The organism is Pseudomonas sp. Seg1 (genome assembly GCF_018326005.1).
In the GTDB taxonomy this organism is placed as follows: Bacteria; Pseudomonadota; Gammaproteobacteria; order Pseudomonadales; family Pseudomonadaceae; genus Aquipseudomonas.
In genome coordinates this window covers 5,998,618-6,012,704 of record NZ_AP021903.1, presented here as the reverse complement: position 1 = coordinate 6,012,704, position 14,087 = coordinate 5,998,618, and the positions used below count along the sequence as shown (strand labels likewise).

Here is a 14,087-nt window from a genome sequence, read left to right as displayed (position 1 = left end):
ACGACTATGCAACGCTATTCGGGCTTCGGCCTCTTCAAACACTCGCTCAGCCACCACGAAAACTGGCAGCGCATGTGGCGCACGCCAACCCCGAAAAAGGTCTACGACGTGGTCATCGTCGGCGGCGGCGGGCATGGTCTGGCGACTGCTTATTACCTGGCGAAAGAGCACGGCATCACCAACGTCGCCGTGGTCGAGAAAGGCTGGCTGGGCGGCGGTAACACCGCGCGCAACACCACCATCGTGCGCTCCAACTACCTGTGGGACGAGTCGGCGCACCTCTACGAACATGCGATGAAATTGTGGGAAGGCCTGTCGCAGGACTTGAACTACAACGTGATGTTCTCCCAGCGTGGCGTCTACAACCTGTGCCACACCCTGCAGGACATTCGTGATTCCGAGCGTCGGGTCAGCGCCAACCGCCTTAACGGCGTCGATGGCGAACTGCTCAACGCCAAACAAGTTGCTGACGAAATCCCGTACCTCGACTGCTCGAAAAACACCCGTTATCCGGTCATGGGCGCAACCGTTCAGCGTCGCGGCGGCGTCGCCCGTCACGATGCCGTGGCCTGGGGCTTTGCCCGTGCCGCCGACGCCCTCGGCGTGGACTTGATCCAGCAGACCGAAGTGATCGGTTTCCGCAAGGAAAACGGCGTGTGCATCGGTGTTGAAACCAATAAAGGCTTTATCGGCGCCAAACGCGTCGGCGTAGTCACCGCCGGTAACTCCGGGCACATGGCCAAACTCGCCGGTTTCCGTCTGCCGATCGAATCCCACCCGCTGCAAGCGCTGGTGTCCGAGCCGATCAAACCGATTATCGACAGCGTGATCATGTCCAACGCCGTGCACGGTTACATCAGCCAGTCCGACAAGGGCGACTTGGTGATCGGCGCCGGTATCGACGGCTACAACGGCTACGGCCAGCGCGGTTCGTACCCGGTGATCGAACACACCATTCAGGCCATCGTCGAGATGTTCCCGGTGTTGTCCCGCGTACGCATGAACCGCCAGTGGGGCGGCATCGTCGACACCACCCCGGACGCTTGCCCGATCATCTCGAAAACCCCGGTGCCGAACATGTTTTTCAACTGCGGTTGGGGCACCGGCGGCTTCAAGGCCACTCCTGGCTCGGGCAACGTGTTTGCCGCGAGTCTGGCCAAGGGTGAAATGCACCCATTGGCTGCACCTTTCTCCATCGACCGTTTCCACAACGGTGCGTTGATCGATGAACACGGCGCTGCTGCGGTTGCCCACTAACAGGAGAAATCCCCATGTTGCATATCTTCTGTCCTCACTGCGGCGAGTTGCGCTCCGAAGAGGAATTCCACGCATCCGGTCAGGCGCACATCCCGCGTCCTTTGGACCCTGCAAGCTGCACTGACGAGGAGTGGGGCGACTACATGTTCTTCCGCGATAACCCGCGCGGTCTGCACCACGAGTTGTGGGACCACGTTGCCGGTTGCCGTCAGTACTTCAACGTCACCCGCGACACCGTGACCTACGAGATTCTCGAAACCTACAAGATCGGCACCAAGCCGCAATTCACCGACAAGGCTGATTCGGCGAAAACAGCCACGACGGCGCTGGGAGAGAAGGTATGAGCCAGACCAATCGCCTGTCCAACGGTGGACGGATCGACCGCAATAAAGTGCTGAGCTTCACCTTCAACGGCCAGACCTACAAAGGCTTCGAGGGCGACTCGCTGGCGGCTGCACTGATCGCCAACGGCGTCGACATCATCGGCCGCAGCTTCAAATATTCGCGTCCACGCGGCATCTTCGCGGCTGGCGCCGAAGAGCCGAACGCGGTACTGCAGATCGGCGCTACCGAAGCCACGCAGATCCCCAACGTGCGCGCCACGCAACAGGCGCTGTATCAAGGTTTGGTCGCGACCAGCACCAACGGTTGGCCGAACGTCAACAACGACATGATGGGGATTCTCGGCAAGGTCGGCGGCAAGCTGATGCCGCCGGGTTTCTACTACAAAACCTTCATGTACCCGCAATCGTTCTGGATGACTTACGAGAAGTACATTCGTAAGGCTGCCGGTTTGGGCCGTTCGCCGACCGAAGTCGATCCGGACACTTACGACTACATGAACCAGCACTGCGACGTGCTGATCGTCGGCGCCGGCCCTGCCGGTCTGGCGGCTGCACTGGCCGCTGCGCGCAGCGGTGCTCGCGTCATTCTGGCCGATGAGCAGGAGGAGTTCGGCGGCAGCCTGCTCGATTCCCGCGAAAGTCTCGACGGCAAACCGGCGATGGAGTGGGTCGCCAGCGTCATCGCCGAATTGAAGGACACTCCGGACGTGCTGCTGTTGCCGCGCGCCACGGTCAACGGTTACCACGACCACAACTTCCTGACCATCCACGAACGCCTCACCGATCACCTCGGCGACCGCGCGCCGATCGGTCAGGTACGTCAGCGCATTCACCGCGTTCGCGCCAAGCGTGTGGTGCTGGCGACCGGCGCTTGCGAGCGTCCGCTGGTCTACGGCAACAACGACGTGCCGGGCAACATGCTCGCCGGTGCGGTGTCGACTTACGTGCGCCGTTACGGCGTGGCACCGGGTAAAAAACTGGTGCTGTCGACCAACAATGATCACGCCTATCGCGTGGCTCTGGATTGGCTCGACGCCAGTCTGCAAGTGGTGGCCATCGCCGACGCCCGCAGCAATCCGCGCGGTGCGCTGGTGGAAGAAGCCCGCGCCAAAGGCATCCGCATTCTCACCGGCAGTGCCGTGATCGAGGCCCGTGGCAGCAAGCGCGTCACCGCAGCCCGCGTCGCCGCGATTGATGTGAAGGCGCACGCCGTGACCAGCCCGGGCGAATGGCTCGACTGCGATGTGGTCGCGACTTCCGGCGGTTACAGCCCGGTGGTTCACTTGGCATCGCACTTGGGCGGCAAGCCGACCTGGCGCGAAGACATCCTCGGTTTCATCCCGGGCGAAGCCCCGCAGAAACGCGTGTGCGTCGGTGGCATCAACGGCGTCTACGGTCTCGGCGATTCGCTGGCGGACGGTTTTGAAGGTGGCGTGCGCGCTGCCAGTGAAGCCGGTTTCGCGGCGGTCGAAGGCACCTTGCCGAAAGCCCTGAGCCGTCTCGAAGAACCGACGCTGGCGCTGTTCCAGGTGCCGCACGAGAAGGGCACGGCACGGGCACCGAAGCAATTCGTCGACCTGCAGAACGACGTGACCGCTGCGGCTATCGAACTGGCGACCCGCGAAGGTTTCGAGTCGGTCGAGCACGTCAAACGCTACACCGCGCTGGGCTTCGGCACCGATCAGGGCAAGCTCGGCAACGTCAACGGTCTGGCCATCGCCGCCCGTTCGCTGAACGTGACCATCCCGCAGATGGGCACCACGATGTTCCGCCCGAACTACACGCCGGTAACCTTCGGCGCCGTGGCCGGTCGTCACTGTGGGCACATCTTCGAACCGGTTCGCTACACCGCGCTGCATGCCTGGCATGTGAAGAACGGTGCCGAGTTTGAAGACGTCGGTCAGTGGAAGCGTCCTTGGTACTTCCCGAAAAACGGCGAAGACCTGCACGCCGCCGTGAAGCGCGAATGCAAAGCCGTGCGCGACAGCGTCGGTCTGCTCGATGCCTCGACCCTCGGCAAGATCGACATTCAAGGCCCGGATGCCCGCGAGTTCCTCAACCGCGTGTACACCAACGCCTGGACCAAACTCGATGTGGGCAAGGCCCGCTACGGTTTGATGTGCAAAGAAGACGGCATGGTCTTCGACGACGGTGTGACGGCGTGTCTGGCGGACAACCATTTCGTCATGACCACCACCACCGGCGGCGCGGCCCGCGTGCTGCAATGGCTGGAGCTGTACCACCAGACCGAATGGCCGGACATGAAGGTGTATTTCACCTCCGTCACTGACCACTGGGCGACCATGACCCTGTCCGGGCCGAACAGCCGCAAGCTGCTCAGCGCCGTGACCGACATCGATCTGAGCAACGAAGCGTTCCCGTTCATGACCTGGAAAGAAGGTCTGGTCGGCGGCGTCCCGGCGCGGGTGTTCCGCATCTCGTTTACCGGTGAACTGTCGTACGAAGTCAACGTGCAGGCGGACTATGCGATGGGCGTGCTGGAGAAAATCGTCGAGGCCGGCAAGCAATACAACCTGACCCCGTACGGCACCGAGACCATGCACGTGCTGCGCGCCGAAAAAGGTTTCATCATCGTCGGTCAGGACACCGACGGCTCGATGACCCCGGACGACCTGAACATGGGCTGGTGCGTGGGTCGTACCAAACCGTTCTCGTGGATCGGCCAGCGCGGCATGAACCGGGAAGACTGCGTGCGTGATCAGCGCAAACAACTGGTGGGCCTCAAGCCGATCGACCCGACCAAATGGCTGCCGGAAGGTGCGCAACTGGTGTTCAACACCAAGCAGGCGATCCCGATGACCATGGTTGGCCACGTGACTTCCAGCTACGCGCACAACTCCCTCGGCTATTCGTTTGCCATGGGTGTGGTCAAGGGCGGTCTGAAGCGCATGGGTGAGCGGGTGTTTGCACCGCTGGCCGATGGCAGCGTGATCGAGGCGGAGATTGTGTCTTCGGTGTTCTTCGATCCGAAGGGTGATCGCCAGAACATTTGACACCACAGTACCTGTGGGAGCGTGGCTTGCCCGCGATGGCGTCAGATCAGACAACACATCTGTGACTGACGGATCGCAATCGCGGGCAAGCCCGCTCCCACAGGGATTACGAATTCAGGAAGGTGCTTTATGACCACAGCCAACGTGTACCAACAACGCCCGACCACCGGTGCCCGTGCCGAGTCGTCGCTGCACCATGCCGACCTCGCCAGCCTGGCCGGCAAGGGCCGCAAGAACGCCGGCGTGATCGTGCGTGAGAAAAAACTCCTCGGCCATCTGACGATTCGTGGTGATGGCCACGACGCGGCGTTCGCCGCCGGCGTGCACAAAGCCCTTGGCATCGAGTTGCCCGGTGCTCTGAGCGTCATCGTCAAAGGTGAAACCAGCCTGCAATGGATGGGCCCGGACGAGTGGCTGCTGATCGTGCCAAGCGGTGAAGAATTCGCCGCCGAACAGAAACTGCGCGAAGCGCTGGGCGATCTGCACATCGCGATCGTCAACGTCAGCGGCGGCCAGCAAGTGCTCGAACTGAGCGGGCCGAACGTGCGTCAGGTGCTGATGAAGTCCACCAGCTATGACGTACACCCGAACAATTTTCCGGTGGGTAAAGCGGTCGGCACGGTGTTCGCCAAGTCGCAGCTGATGATTCGCCATACCGCCGAAGACACCTGGGAACTGCTGATTCGTCGCAGCTTTTCGGATTACTGGTGGTTGTGGTTGCAGGATGCTTCCGCCGAGTACGGGTTGAGCGTGCAAGCCTAAAAGCTTACCCCCTCACCCCAGCCCTCTCCCCCAGGGGGGAGAGGGGGAAAGGGAGCAGATTTGTGTGTTTTTCGAGCCTGAGTTCGACCCGATATTTCAGGTCGGTGTAGCTCGAAAGGACCACTCGGTCAGTCCCCTCTACCTCCGGGAGAGGGCTAGGGTGAGGGGCAAAAAATCCCTCAGACACCCCGCACAAGAACAGGAGTCACCGCACCATGAGCCGCGCCCCAGACACATGGATTCTGACCGCCGACTGCCCCAGCGTCCTCGGCACGGTGGACGCGGTCACGCGTTTTCTGTTCGAGCAGGGTTGCTACGTCACCGAGCACCATTCGTTTGATGATCGCCTTTCGGGGCGCTTCTTCATTCGCGTGGAATTCCGTCAGCCCGACGGCTTCGACGAGCAATCCTTCCGCGCCGGCCTCGCCGAGCGTGGCCAGGCCTTCGGCATGATCTTCGAACTGACCGCGCCGAACTATCGGCCAAAAGTGGTGATCATGGTTTCCAAGGCCGATCACTGCCTCAACGACTTGCTCTACCGCCAGCGCATCGGCCAGTTGTCGATGGATGTGGCGGCGGTGGTCTCCAACCATCCTGACCTCAAGCCGCTGGCCGACTGGCACCAGATTCCCTACTACCATTTCCCCCTCGACCCCAATGACAAACCGTCGCAGGAGCGTCAGGTCTGGCAGGTGATTGAAGAGTCCGGCGCTGAACTGGTGATTCTTGCCCGCTATATGCAAGTGCTGTCGCCGGAGTTGTGCCGCAAGCTCGATGGCAAGGCGATCAACATTCATCACTCGCTGCTGCCGGGCTTCAAGGGCGCCAAGCCGTATCACCAGGCCTACAACAAGGGCGTGAAACTGGTGGGGGCGACGGCGCATTACATCAATAACGACCTCGATGAAGGGCCGATCATCGCCCAAGGCGTCGAGGCGGTGGATCACAGTCATTACCCGGAAGATTTGATTGCCAAAGGGCGGGATATCGAGGGCCTGACGTTGGCCCGGGCCGTTGGTTATCACATTGAGCGCAGGGTGTTTCTCAACGCCAATCGCACGGTCGTTCTCTAGATCGCTTTCGCTGGCAAGCCAGCTCCCACAGGGATTTGTGTCGTATACAAAATCTGAATCCAACCCGAATCCTGTGGGAGCTGGCTTGCCAGCGATGAGGCCATAACAGGCAACACAACAATCAGCATCTATACCCGAGCACTCAACGCGCTGCCTGCCTGGGCAACGCGGTTCCATAAAAACAACAGCGAGGTGAAAGCATGTCTGGCAATCGTGGTGTGGTGTATCTCGGCGCTGGCAAGGTCGAAGTACAGAAAATCGACTATCCGAAAATGCAGGACCCGCGTGGTCGCAAGATCGAGCACGGGGTCATTCTCAAAGTGGTTTCCACCAATATCTGCGGCTCCGACCAACACATGGTGCGCGGCCGCACCACCGCTCAGACCGGTCTGGTGCTGGGCCACGAAATCACCGGCGAGGTGATCGAAAAAGGCTCCGACGTCGAAAACCTGAAAATCGGCGACCTGGTTTCCGTACCGTTCAACGTCGCGTGCGGGCGCTGCCGTTCCTGCAAAGAGCAACACACCGGCGTCTGCCTGACCGTCAACCCGGCCCGTGCCGGTGGTGCTTACGGTTACGTCGACATGGGCGACTGGACCGGCGGCCAGGCCGAATACGTGCTGGTGCCGTACGCCGACTTCAACCTGCTGAAACTGCCGGACCGCGACAAGGCCATGGAGAAAATCCGCGACTTGACCTGCCTCTCCGACATTCTTCCGACCGGTTATCACGGCGCCGTCACTGCCGGTGTAGGTCCGGGCAGCACCGTTTACATTGCCGGCGCGGGTCCCGTTGGCTTGGCGGCTGCCGCCTCCGCACGCCTGCTCGGCGCTGCGGTAGTGATCGTCGGTGACGTCAACACCATCCGTCTGGCCCACGCCAAGGCGCAGGGCTTCGAAATCGTCGACCTGTCCAAGGACACGCCGCTGCACGAACAGATCGCCGCACTGCTGGGCGAACCGGAAGTCGATTGTGCGGTGGATTGCGTAGGTTTCGAAGCCCGTGGCCACGGCCATGACGGAGTGAAGTCCGAAGCCCCGGCCACCGTGCTCAACTCGCTGATGGGCGTGGTGCGCGTGGCGGGCAAGATCGGTATCCCGGGCCTGTACGTCACTGAAGATCCAGGTGCTGTGGACGCCGCCGCGAAAATGGGCAGCCTGAGCATCCGCTTCGGCCTCGGTTGGGCCAAGTCGCACAGCTTCCACACCGGCCAGACCCCGGTGATGAAGTACAACCGTCAACTGATGCAAGCGATCATGTGGGATCGCATCAACATTGCTGAAGTGGTGGGTGTGCAAGTGATCAGCCTCGATCAGGCGCCGGAAGGTTACGGCGAGTTCGATGCAGGCGTGCCGAAGAAGTTTGTGATTGATCCGCATAAGTTGTTCAGTGCGGCGTAGGGCTTATCGCAATAAAAAAACGGCGACCTCAGGGTCGCCGTTTTTTTGTTGAGAGCCAAGGTCAAAAGGTACCCTCATCGGAACGCCGCCCGCCCAGCCCTCCCGAAACGTCGGACCGCCCGGAGGGAGAGGGGGCCGACCGAGGTGTCTGGTGTCATACGTCGACCTGAAAGATCGAGTCGATTATGGATTCGGCACGGCAATTACAGGTCGGCGTATTGCGCAAATATCCCACGGTCAGTCCCCTCTTCCTCCGGGCGGTCCGACGTTTCGGGAGGGTTAGGGTGAGGGGCTTTACAAGGCCGCCAACGCCCCTTGATACAGCACCGGACCAGTCGGCTGCCCAGTCGGCGAACCACCCTTCGGCTCCAGACTCACTGCCAATGCAATCGGTTTGCCAATCAAGACTTTCTGCGCCTCGCTCAACTCAACCTTGCCTTTACCCCCCGCTGGAATCACCCCCAGCGAAATCGGCTTGCCATCCGCCGGAATCGCCCACAGTTCCAGGCTGCGATCGGCATCAACCGCCGCCAATGTCAGCGGCTCGACCTGCAGATAATCTGCATGCGCCTCGACCTTCAGCGCCGGTTGCGCATTGGCGCTCAGCAGGGTGGCGCGGTAGCGGGCGTCGTCCCGGTCGTACAGCGAACCGAGGAAAACCAGCACAACGATTGAGGCGGCGGCTGCCGTGAGTCTCAGCCAATTCCAGAACGGACGTTTTTCCGGCACATGCAGCACTTGCGGCTCGATGCGCGCGGTAATGCCGTGCCACACGCGGTCGGGCACCGGTTGTTCAGGCAGGGATTCGGTGAGGCTCGCCAGCGTGTCCTGCCATTGCGCCACTTCCGCCCGCAACGCAGCGTCATCCAGCAACAATTGCTCAAAGCGTCGACGCGCAGCCGTGGACATCAAGCCGATGGCGTAGTCGGCGGCGAGGGCACGGCGCAGGGCAGGGGTCTGGTAGTTCATGATTCAAGGCACCGACGCAGTCGCTCCATGCCCCGGCGGATCCACGATTTGACTGTGCCCAGCGGCGTGGCCAGATGCTCGGCCAGTTCGGTGCAGGACAACCCGTGAAAATACGCCACGCTGATCGACTGGCGCTGCATGCTGTCGAGGCTTTCCAGGCAGCGGTTCAGGGCGTGAGCCTCGCGGGCGCTGCTCAATTGCTCATGCGCCGAAGGGCTCTCATCCGCCAACCCGTCCTGCTCAAGATCGCTCAGCGGCCGGTCGCGGTGTTTGCGTAACTGATCGATGGCTTGATTGCGGGTGATGTTGATCATCCAAGTCAGCGGTGCCGACAGATGCGCTTCGTAGCGCGAGGCGTTGTTCCAGATGCGCACGAAACTTTCCTGCAAGACCTCCTCGGCCAGATCCGCACGCCCCATGAAGCGCAGGGCCACACCGTGCAGGCGCGGGCCGACGCTGCGGTACAGCGTTTCGAAGGCGCGACGGTCACCCAATGAGCACTGGGCCAACAGCTGTCGCAACTGATCGGTGTCGGCGATGGAAATGACATCTCTCCAGGCAAAAGGCAAGCGACGAGGACTGATCTCGGGTTGCTCACAGGCTAGTTCAGCGATAGCGCTTGTGCCATTCATCGCGGCCATTCCGGGGTTTCACGATTTATATACGTGGCTATGCTGAAAATGGATGCGCAGGTTTGGAACATGCCGGCGGATACCCGGTCAAATCGGCAGTTTCGCCGCCCGTCGAAGGGTGGTTTTTGCAGCGCAAGAGGATGTCTGAATGAAGATTTCACGCGGTATTGCAATGGCTTCGCTGATGACCCTTGCGGCCAGCCCGGTGTTCGCCGGTTTCAGCCTGGACGATGTGACCAAAGCGGCTGCGAGCATGCAGGGTGGCAACTCGGCCACCGCCGCCGCGCCGACCTCGGAAACCGCCGGTTTGCTGCAAGCCGTCACCGGTCTGGGTGTTACCCCTCAGCAAGCGGTCGGCGGCACCAGCGCCATGCTTGGCCTGGCCAAGAACCAATTGAGCAGCACCGATTATTCGCAATTGGCCAAAGAAGTGCCGGGCATCGACAAGCTGTCGGGCGGTAGCGGCAACATGGCGGCGTTGAGCGGCTTGCTGGGTTCGTCGGGCAAATCCGCCGGGCTGGAAAACGCGCTGGGTAACGTCAAGAACACCAATGACCTGAACAATGCGTTCGGCGCATTGGGCATGGACAGCGGCATGGTCGGCCAGTTTGCCCCGGTGCTGCTCAAGTATCTGGGTGATCAAGGCGTCGGCGGCCCGCTGCTGCAAAGCCTGGGCAGCATCTGGGGCGCCGGCACCGGTAGCTGATTCAGTTGCGCTCGCCGCGCAGTTCGGCGATGCGCAGATCTTTCTCGGTCCAGAGCTGGTTGACCCAGCTCTGGACCTTCTCGCGAAACAGCGGATCGTTCTCGTAATCGCCCTGCCACAGCGCCGGGTCGAGCTCGCGGGTCTGGATGTCGATGATCACCCGCGGCACGTTGCCGCTGATCAAGTCCCAGAACCCCGGAATGTTCTCCTGTGGATAAACCACGGTGACGTCGAGAATCGCATCCAGCTGTTCACCCAGCGCCGCCAGCACGAACGCCACGCCGCCGGCCTTGGGCTTGAGCAGGTGGTTGAACGGTGATTGTTGCTGCGCGCTTTTCACCGCGGTGTAGCGCGTGCCTTCCAGATAGTTGACCACGGTCACCGGCTGGCGCTTGAACAGCTCGCAGGCCTGTCGGGTGATCTCCAGATCCTTGCCCGCCAGCTCCGGGTGCCTGGCCAGGAATGCCTTGGTGTAGCGCTTCATGAACGGGTAATCCAGCGCCCACCACGCCAGCCCCAGAAACGGAACCCAGATCAGCTCCTTCTTGAGGAAGAACTTGAAGAACGGCGTGCGCCGGTTGAGGGTCTGGATCAGCGCCGGAATATCGACCCACGACTGATGGTTGCTGACCACCAGGTACGAGGTGTCACCGCGCAGGTCTGCGCCCCCGCGAATGTCCCATTGGGTGGGGATGCACAGGCGAAAAATCAGCTTGTCGATTTCGGCCCAGGTCTCGGCGATCCACATCACCGCCCACGACGCGTAATCGCGCCAACGCCCGGGCGCCACCAGTTTGAGCAGGGCAAACACCAGCAACGGCCCGATCAGGATCAGGGTGTTGAGCAACAGCAGCAGGGTGACGAAACAGCCGGTGAGCAGGCGGCGCATAAGCAACTCTATGAAGTCGGATGGGCGCGCCATGATAAGTGGCTTCGGGCGACAGGCCAAATCGGGGGTGACGAATGTTTCACTTTTGGCTGGGTATGCTTGGGTCAGATATTGCGCTGAATGTGCTGGCCTCATCGCTGGCAAGCCAGCTCCCACAGGTTTATCGGGTGTCCGCAAGAATTACATTCGTTGAAGATCCTTGTGGGAGCTGGCTTGCCAGCGATGCGGGCTCAGCGGCGAACGAATTGCTTGCTGGCTGTCTAAAATCCCACGTCTGCCGCCCTCATTTTCCAAGGAAGCCCCTTACGTGAAATCCCTCCTTGCACTGTTTGCCCTTGTCGCCCTGCCGGTCATGGCCGCCGAGCCGACCCTGTACGGGCGCTACGAATACATCGCGCTGCCGGAAATCGGCGGTGAAGTGCTCAAGGCCAAGATGGACACCGGTGCGCTGACAGCGTCGCTGTCGGCCAAGGACATCGAAACCTTCACCCGTGATGGCGAAGACTGGGTGCGGTTCCGTCTCGGCACCAAGGACGCCAGCAACAAGGTCTACGAGCACAAGGTCGCGCGAATCAGCAAGATCAAGAGCCGTTCGGATGAAGAAGACGAAGGCGAAAGCACCGAAGTCGCGAAACGGCCAGTGGTCGATCTGGAGCTGTGCCTGGGCGACGTCAAGCGTACCGTGGAGGTCAATCTGACCGACCGCAGCAACTTCAACTATCCGCTGCTGATCGGTGCCAAGGCCTTGCGTGAATTTGGCGCGGCGGTGAACCCGGCGCGGCGCTTCACCGCCGACAAACCGGACTGCTAGCGCCAAGTGGTCTCATTGACGTAAAGGCACGCTTGGGGCACCGTTCGCGCACTTAACCCACGGGCTCGGACGCCATGCCTCATATCCTGATTGTCGAAGACGAAGCGGCGATTGCCGACACGCTGATTTTTGCCTTGCAGGGCGAGGGGTTCACCACCACTTGGGTGAGCCTCGGTGAGGCAGCGCTGGCGCACCAGCGCCAGACGCCGGCCGATCTGATCATTCTCGACATCGGCCTGCCGGACATCAGTGGTTTCGAAACCTGCAAGCAGCTACGCCGTTTCAGCGAAGTGCCGGTGCTGTTCCTTAGCGCCCGCAACGCCGAGATCGACCGCGTAGTGGGCCTGGAGATCGGCGCCGACGACTACGTGGTCAAGCCGTTCAGCCCTCGAGAAGTCGCGGCACGGGTCCGGGCGATCCTCAAGCGCATGGCGCCGCGCCCGCCAATCGAGGCCTCCTCGGCGCTGTTTCGCATTGATCTCGAGCGCGTGCAGATTGCCTATCGCGGCCAGACCCTGAGTCTGACCCGCCACGAATTCCGCCTGTTGCAATGCTTGCTCGACCAACCCGAACGGGTGTTCAGCCGCGAGCAATTGCTCGATGCGCTGGGTGTCGCCGCCGATGCCGGTTACGAGCGCAGCATCGACAGCCACATTAAAAGCGTGCGGGCCAAACTGCGACTGGTGCGCGCCGACGCCGAACCGATCCAGACCCATCGCGGCCTCGGTTACAGCTACAGCCCGGGGCACAGCTGATGTCGTTGGGGCTGAGGATTTTTCTGGTGTATGTGCTGTTTGTCGGCCTGACCGGCTATTTCGTGCTCAACACAGTGATGGAAGAAATCCGCCCCGGCGTGCGCCAGTCCACCGAAGAAACCCTGGTCGATACCGCCAACCTGATGGCGGAAATTCTCCGTGACGATTTCAAGGCAGGCACCCTCAGCGAGAACCGCTGGCCCGAGTTGCTGCGTGCCTATGGCGAACGCCAGCCGCAAGCGACCATCTGGGGTTTGCCGAAAAATCAGGTCAACCATCGCATCTACGTCACCGACGCCAAAGGCATCGTGGTGCTCGATTCCAGCGGCGTGGCGGTCGGTCAGGATTACTCGCGCTGGAACGATGTCTATCTGACCCTGCGCGGCGAATACGGTGCGCGTTCCAGTCGCAGCGACCCGGATGACCCGGCCTCGTCGGTGATGCACGTCGGCGCCCCGATCCGCGATAACGGCCAGATCATCGGTGTGGTCACCGTGGCCAAACCCAACAGCTCGTTGCAGCCCTATGTCGATCGCACCGAACGGCGTTTGCTGTTCTACGGTGCGGGCCTGATCGGCCTCGGCCTGTTGTTCGGCGCCTTGCTGTCGTGGTGGCTGAGTCGCGCGCTGCACCGTTTGACGAGGTATGCCGAGGCTGTCAGCGAAGGTCGGCGCGTTGAAGTGCCGCACTATCGCGGCGGTGAGCTGGAGCAACTGGCTACGGCGGTCGAGCAGATGCGCACGCAATTGGAGGGCAAGGCTTACGTCGAGCGCTACGTGCACACCCTGACCCACGAACTGAAAAGTCCGCTGGCGGCGATTCGCGGCGCGGCGGAGTTGCTGCAAGGTGACATGCCTGCGATTCAGCGACTGCGGTTTGTCGGCAACATCGACAGCGAAAGTGCGCGGATGCAGCAGTTGATCGAGCGCTTGCTGAATCTGGCGCAGGTCGAACAACGGCATGGCCTGGAGGAGCGGGTGGCAGTGCCGCTGGCGGTGTTGGTCGATGAGTTGTTGCAAGCGCAGGCAGCGCGGATTGAAGGCAAACAGTTGCGGATCGAACAGACGATTGCGGCGGATGTGTTGCTGATCGGCGAACCGTTTTTGCTGCGCCAGGCGTTGGGCAATCTGCTGGAGAACGCGCTGGACTTCACCCCGCCGCAGGGGTTGTTACGTTTCAGCGCCGAGCGCGTCGGCGAGCAGATCGAGGTTCGCTTGTTCAATGAAACTGCGCCGATTCCGGATTACGCCTTGCCGCGTTTGACTGAGCGCTTCTACTCATTGCCGCGCCCGGACAGTGGGCGCAAAAGCACGGGATTGGGGCTTAACTTCGTTGAAGAGGTGGTCAAGTTGCATGGTGGGTCGATGAGCATTCGCAATGTTGCAAACGGCGTTGAAGTGGCCCTGCGCTTGCCTTGAAACCGTGTCACGGCCATCGCGGGCAAGCCCGCTCCCACAGGATTTTCTATCGTAAGC

Annotated in this window: 13 protein-coding genes; 10 read left to right on the top strand and 3 right to left on the bottom strand. The window is 61.4% G+C overall.

Features of this window, described 5'->3' with window-relative positions; all coding sequences use genetic code 11:
* Positions 1-6: 6 nt before the first annotated feature.
* The 6 genes from KI231_RS27065 to fdhA all read left to right on the top strand — a co-directional run bounded on the left by KI231_RS27065 (position 7) and on the right by fdhA (position 7,850).
* Positions 7-1,257, top strand: a complete 1,251-nt coding sequence (locus tag KI231_RS27065; RefSeq protein WP_003206307.1) for a sarcosine oxidase subunit beta — start codon at positions 7-9, stop codon at positions 1,255-1,257.
* A 14-nt stretch (positions 1,258-1,271) separates the two neighbouring features.
* Positions 1,272-1,601 carry a sarcosine oxidase subunit delta gene (locus KI231_RS27060; RefSeq protein WP_213026784.1) on the top strand — a complete coding sequence of 110 codons (330 nt, stop codon included), beginning with the start codon at positions 1,272-1,274 and terminating at the stop codon, positions 1,599-1,601.
* Positions 1,598-4,615: a sarcosine oxidase subunit alpha gene (locus tag KI231_RS27055; protein WP_213026783.1), complete on the top strand. Its 3,018-nt coding sequence runs from the start codon at positions 1,598-1,600 to the stop codon at positions 4,613-4,615. Before KI231_RS27060 ends, KI231_RS27055 begins: the two co-directional genes overlap by 4 nt.
* 129 nt (positions 4,616-4,744) lie before the next feature.
* Positions 4,745-5,377, top strand: a complete 633-nt coding sequence (locus tag KI231_RS27050) for a sarcosine oxidase subunit gamma (protein WP_103304466.1) — start codon at positions 4,745-4,747, stop codon at positions 5,375-5,377.
* A gap of 215 nt (positions 5,378-5,592) precedes the next feature.
* A complete protein-coding gene (purU, locus tag KI231_RS27045) occupies positions 5,593-6,450 on the top strand; it encodes a formyltetrahydrofolate deformylase (protein WP_008086918.1) in 858 nt (285 codons plus the stop codon).
* Positions 6,451-6,650: 200 nt separating this feature from the next.
* Positions 6,651-7,850, top strand: a complete 1,200-nt coding sequence (fdhA, locus tag KI231_RS27040) for a formaldehyde dehydrogenase, glutathione-independent (protein WP_042561444.1) — start codon at positions 6,651-6,653, stop codon at positions 7,848-7,850.
* A gap of 294 nt (positions 7,851-8,144) precedes the next feature.
* Here fdhA and KI231_RS27035 read toward each other — a convergent pair whose 3' ends face one another.
* Both KI231_RS27035 and KI231_RS27030 read right to left on the bottom strand, forming a co-directional pair.
* The gene (locus KI231_RS27035; RefSeq protein ID WP_213026782.1) at positions 8,145-8,819 is read right to left on the bottom strand and encodes an anti-sigma factor; all 675 of its coding nucleotides are present in this window, start codon (positions 8,817-8,819) and stop codon (positions 8,145-8,147) included.
* Complete coding sequence (locus tag KI231_RS27030) at positions 8,816-9,451, bottom strand: sigma-70 family RNA polymerase sigma factor (RefSeq protein ID WP_213026781.1); 636 nt, start codon at positions 9,449-9,451, stop codon at positions 8,816-8,818. The genes KI231_RS27035 and KI231_RS27030 overlap by 4 nt, the downstream gene beginning before the upstream one ends.
* Positions 9,452-9,599: 148 nt before the next feature.
* On the opposite strand from KI231_RS27030, the gene KI231_RS27025 reads away from it, so the two are divergent.
* Positions 9,600-10,157, top strand: a complete 558-nt coding sequence (locus KI231_RS27025; protein ID WP_103304462.1) for a DUF2780 domain-containing protein — start codon at positions 9,600-9,602, stop codon at positions 10,155-10,157.
* A 1-nt stretch (position 10,158) separates the two neighbouring features.
* Here KI231_RS27025 and yihG read toward each other — a convergent pair whose 3' ends face one another.
* On the bottom strand, positions 10,159-11,046 hold the full coding sequence (gene yihG / locus KI231_RS27020; protein WP_213026780.1) for a 1-acylglycerol-3-phosphate O-acyltransferase, YihG family: 888 nt from the start codon (positions 11,044-11,046) through the stop codon (positions 10,159-10,161).
* Between the two features lie 307 nt (positions 11,047-11,353).
* Here yihG and rloA2 point away from each other — a divergent pair, with 307 nt between their 5' ends.
* The 3 genes from rloA2 (at position 11,354) to creC (ending at position 14,030) form a co-directional block, all read left to right on the top strand.
* Complete coding sequence (gene rloA2, locus KI231_RS27015) at positions 11,354-11,857, top strand: retropepsin-like aspartic peptidase RloA2 (protein ID WP_053124525.1); 504 nt, start codon at positions 11,354-11,356, stop codon at positions 11,855-11,857.
* A 74-nt stretch (positions 11,858-11,931) separates the two neighbouring features.
* Positions 11,932-12,612 (top strand): two-component system response regulator CreB, encoded by a 681-nt coding sequence (creB, locus tag KI231_RS27010; RefSeq protein ID WP_213026779.1) that lies wholly within the window; start codon positions 11,932-11,934, stop codon positions 12,610-12,612.
* Entirely contained in the window at positions 12,612-14,030 is a 1,419-nt protein-coding gene (gene creC / locus KI231_RS27005) for a two-component system sensor histidine kinase CreC (RefSeq protein WP_213026778.1), read from the top strand. Before creB ends, creC begins: the two co-directional genes overlap by 1 nt.
* Positions 14,031-14,087 lie beyond the last annotated feature (57 nt).

Excerpts from the sequence above, each read along its gene's own strand:
- KI231_RS27050 (WP_103304466.1), top strand. The coding sequence starts at position 4,745 with ATGACCACAGCCAACGTGTACCAACAACGCCCGACCACCGGTGCCCGT.
- creC (WP_213026778.1), top strand. The coding sequence starts at position 12,612 with ATGTCGTTGGGGCTGAGGATTTTTCTGGTGTATGTGCTGTTTGTCGGC.
- KI231_RS27030 (WP_213026781.1), bottom strand. The coding sequence starts at position 9,451 with ATGAATGGCACAAGCGCTATCGCTGAACTAGCCTGTGAGCAACCCGAG.
- purU (WP_008086918.1), top strand. The coding sequence starts at position 5,593 with ATGAGCCGCGCCCCAGACACATGGATTCTGACCGCCGACTGCCCCAGC.
- KI231_RS27025 (WP_103304462.1), top strand. The coding sequence starts at position 9,600 with ATGAAGATTTCACGCGGTATTGCAATGGCTTCGCTGATGACCCTTGCG.
- KI231_RS27065 (WP_003206307.1), top strand. The coding sequence starts at position 7 with ATGCAACGCTATTCGGGCTTCGGCCTCTTCAAACACTCGCTCAGCCAC.
- creB (WP_213026779.1), top strand. The coding sequence starts at position 11,932 with ATGCCTCATATCCTGATTGTCGAAGACGAAGCGGCGATTGCCGACACG.
- KI231_RS27060 (WP_213026784.1), top strand. The coding sequence starts at position 1,272 with ATGTTGCATATCTTCTGTCCTCACTGCGGCGAGTTGCGCTCCGAAGAG.
- KI231_RS27035 (WP_213026782.1), bottom strand. The coding sequence starts at position 8,819 with ATGAACTACCAGACCCCTGCCCTGCGCCGTGCCCTCGCCGCCGACTAC.
- yihG (WP_213026780.1), bottom strand. The coding sequence starts at position 11,046 with ATGCGCCGCCTGCTCACCGGCTGTTTCGTCACCCTGCTGCTGTTGCTC.
- KI231_RS27055 (WP_213026783.1), top strand. The coding sequence starts at position 1,598 with ATGAGCCAGACCAATCGCCTGTCCAACGGTGGACGGATCGACCGCAAT.
- fdhA (WP_042561444.1), top strand. The coding sequence starts at position 6,651 with ATGTCTGGCAATCGTGGTGTGGTGTATCTCGGCGCTGGCAAGGTCGAA.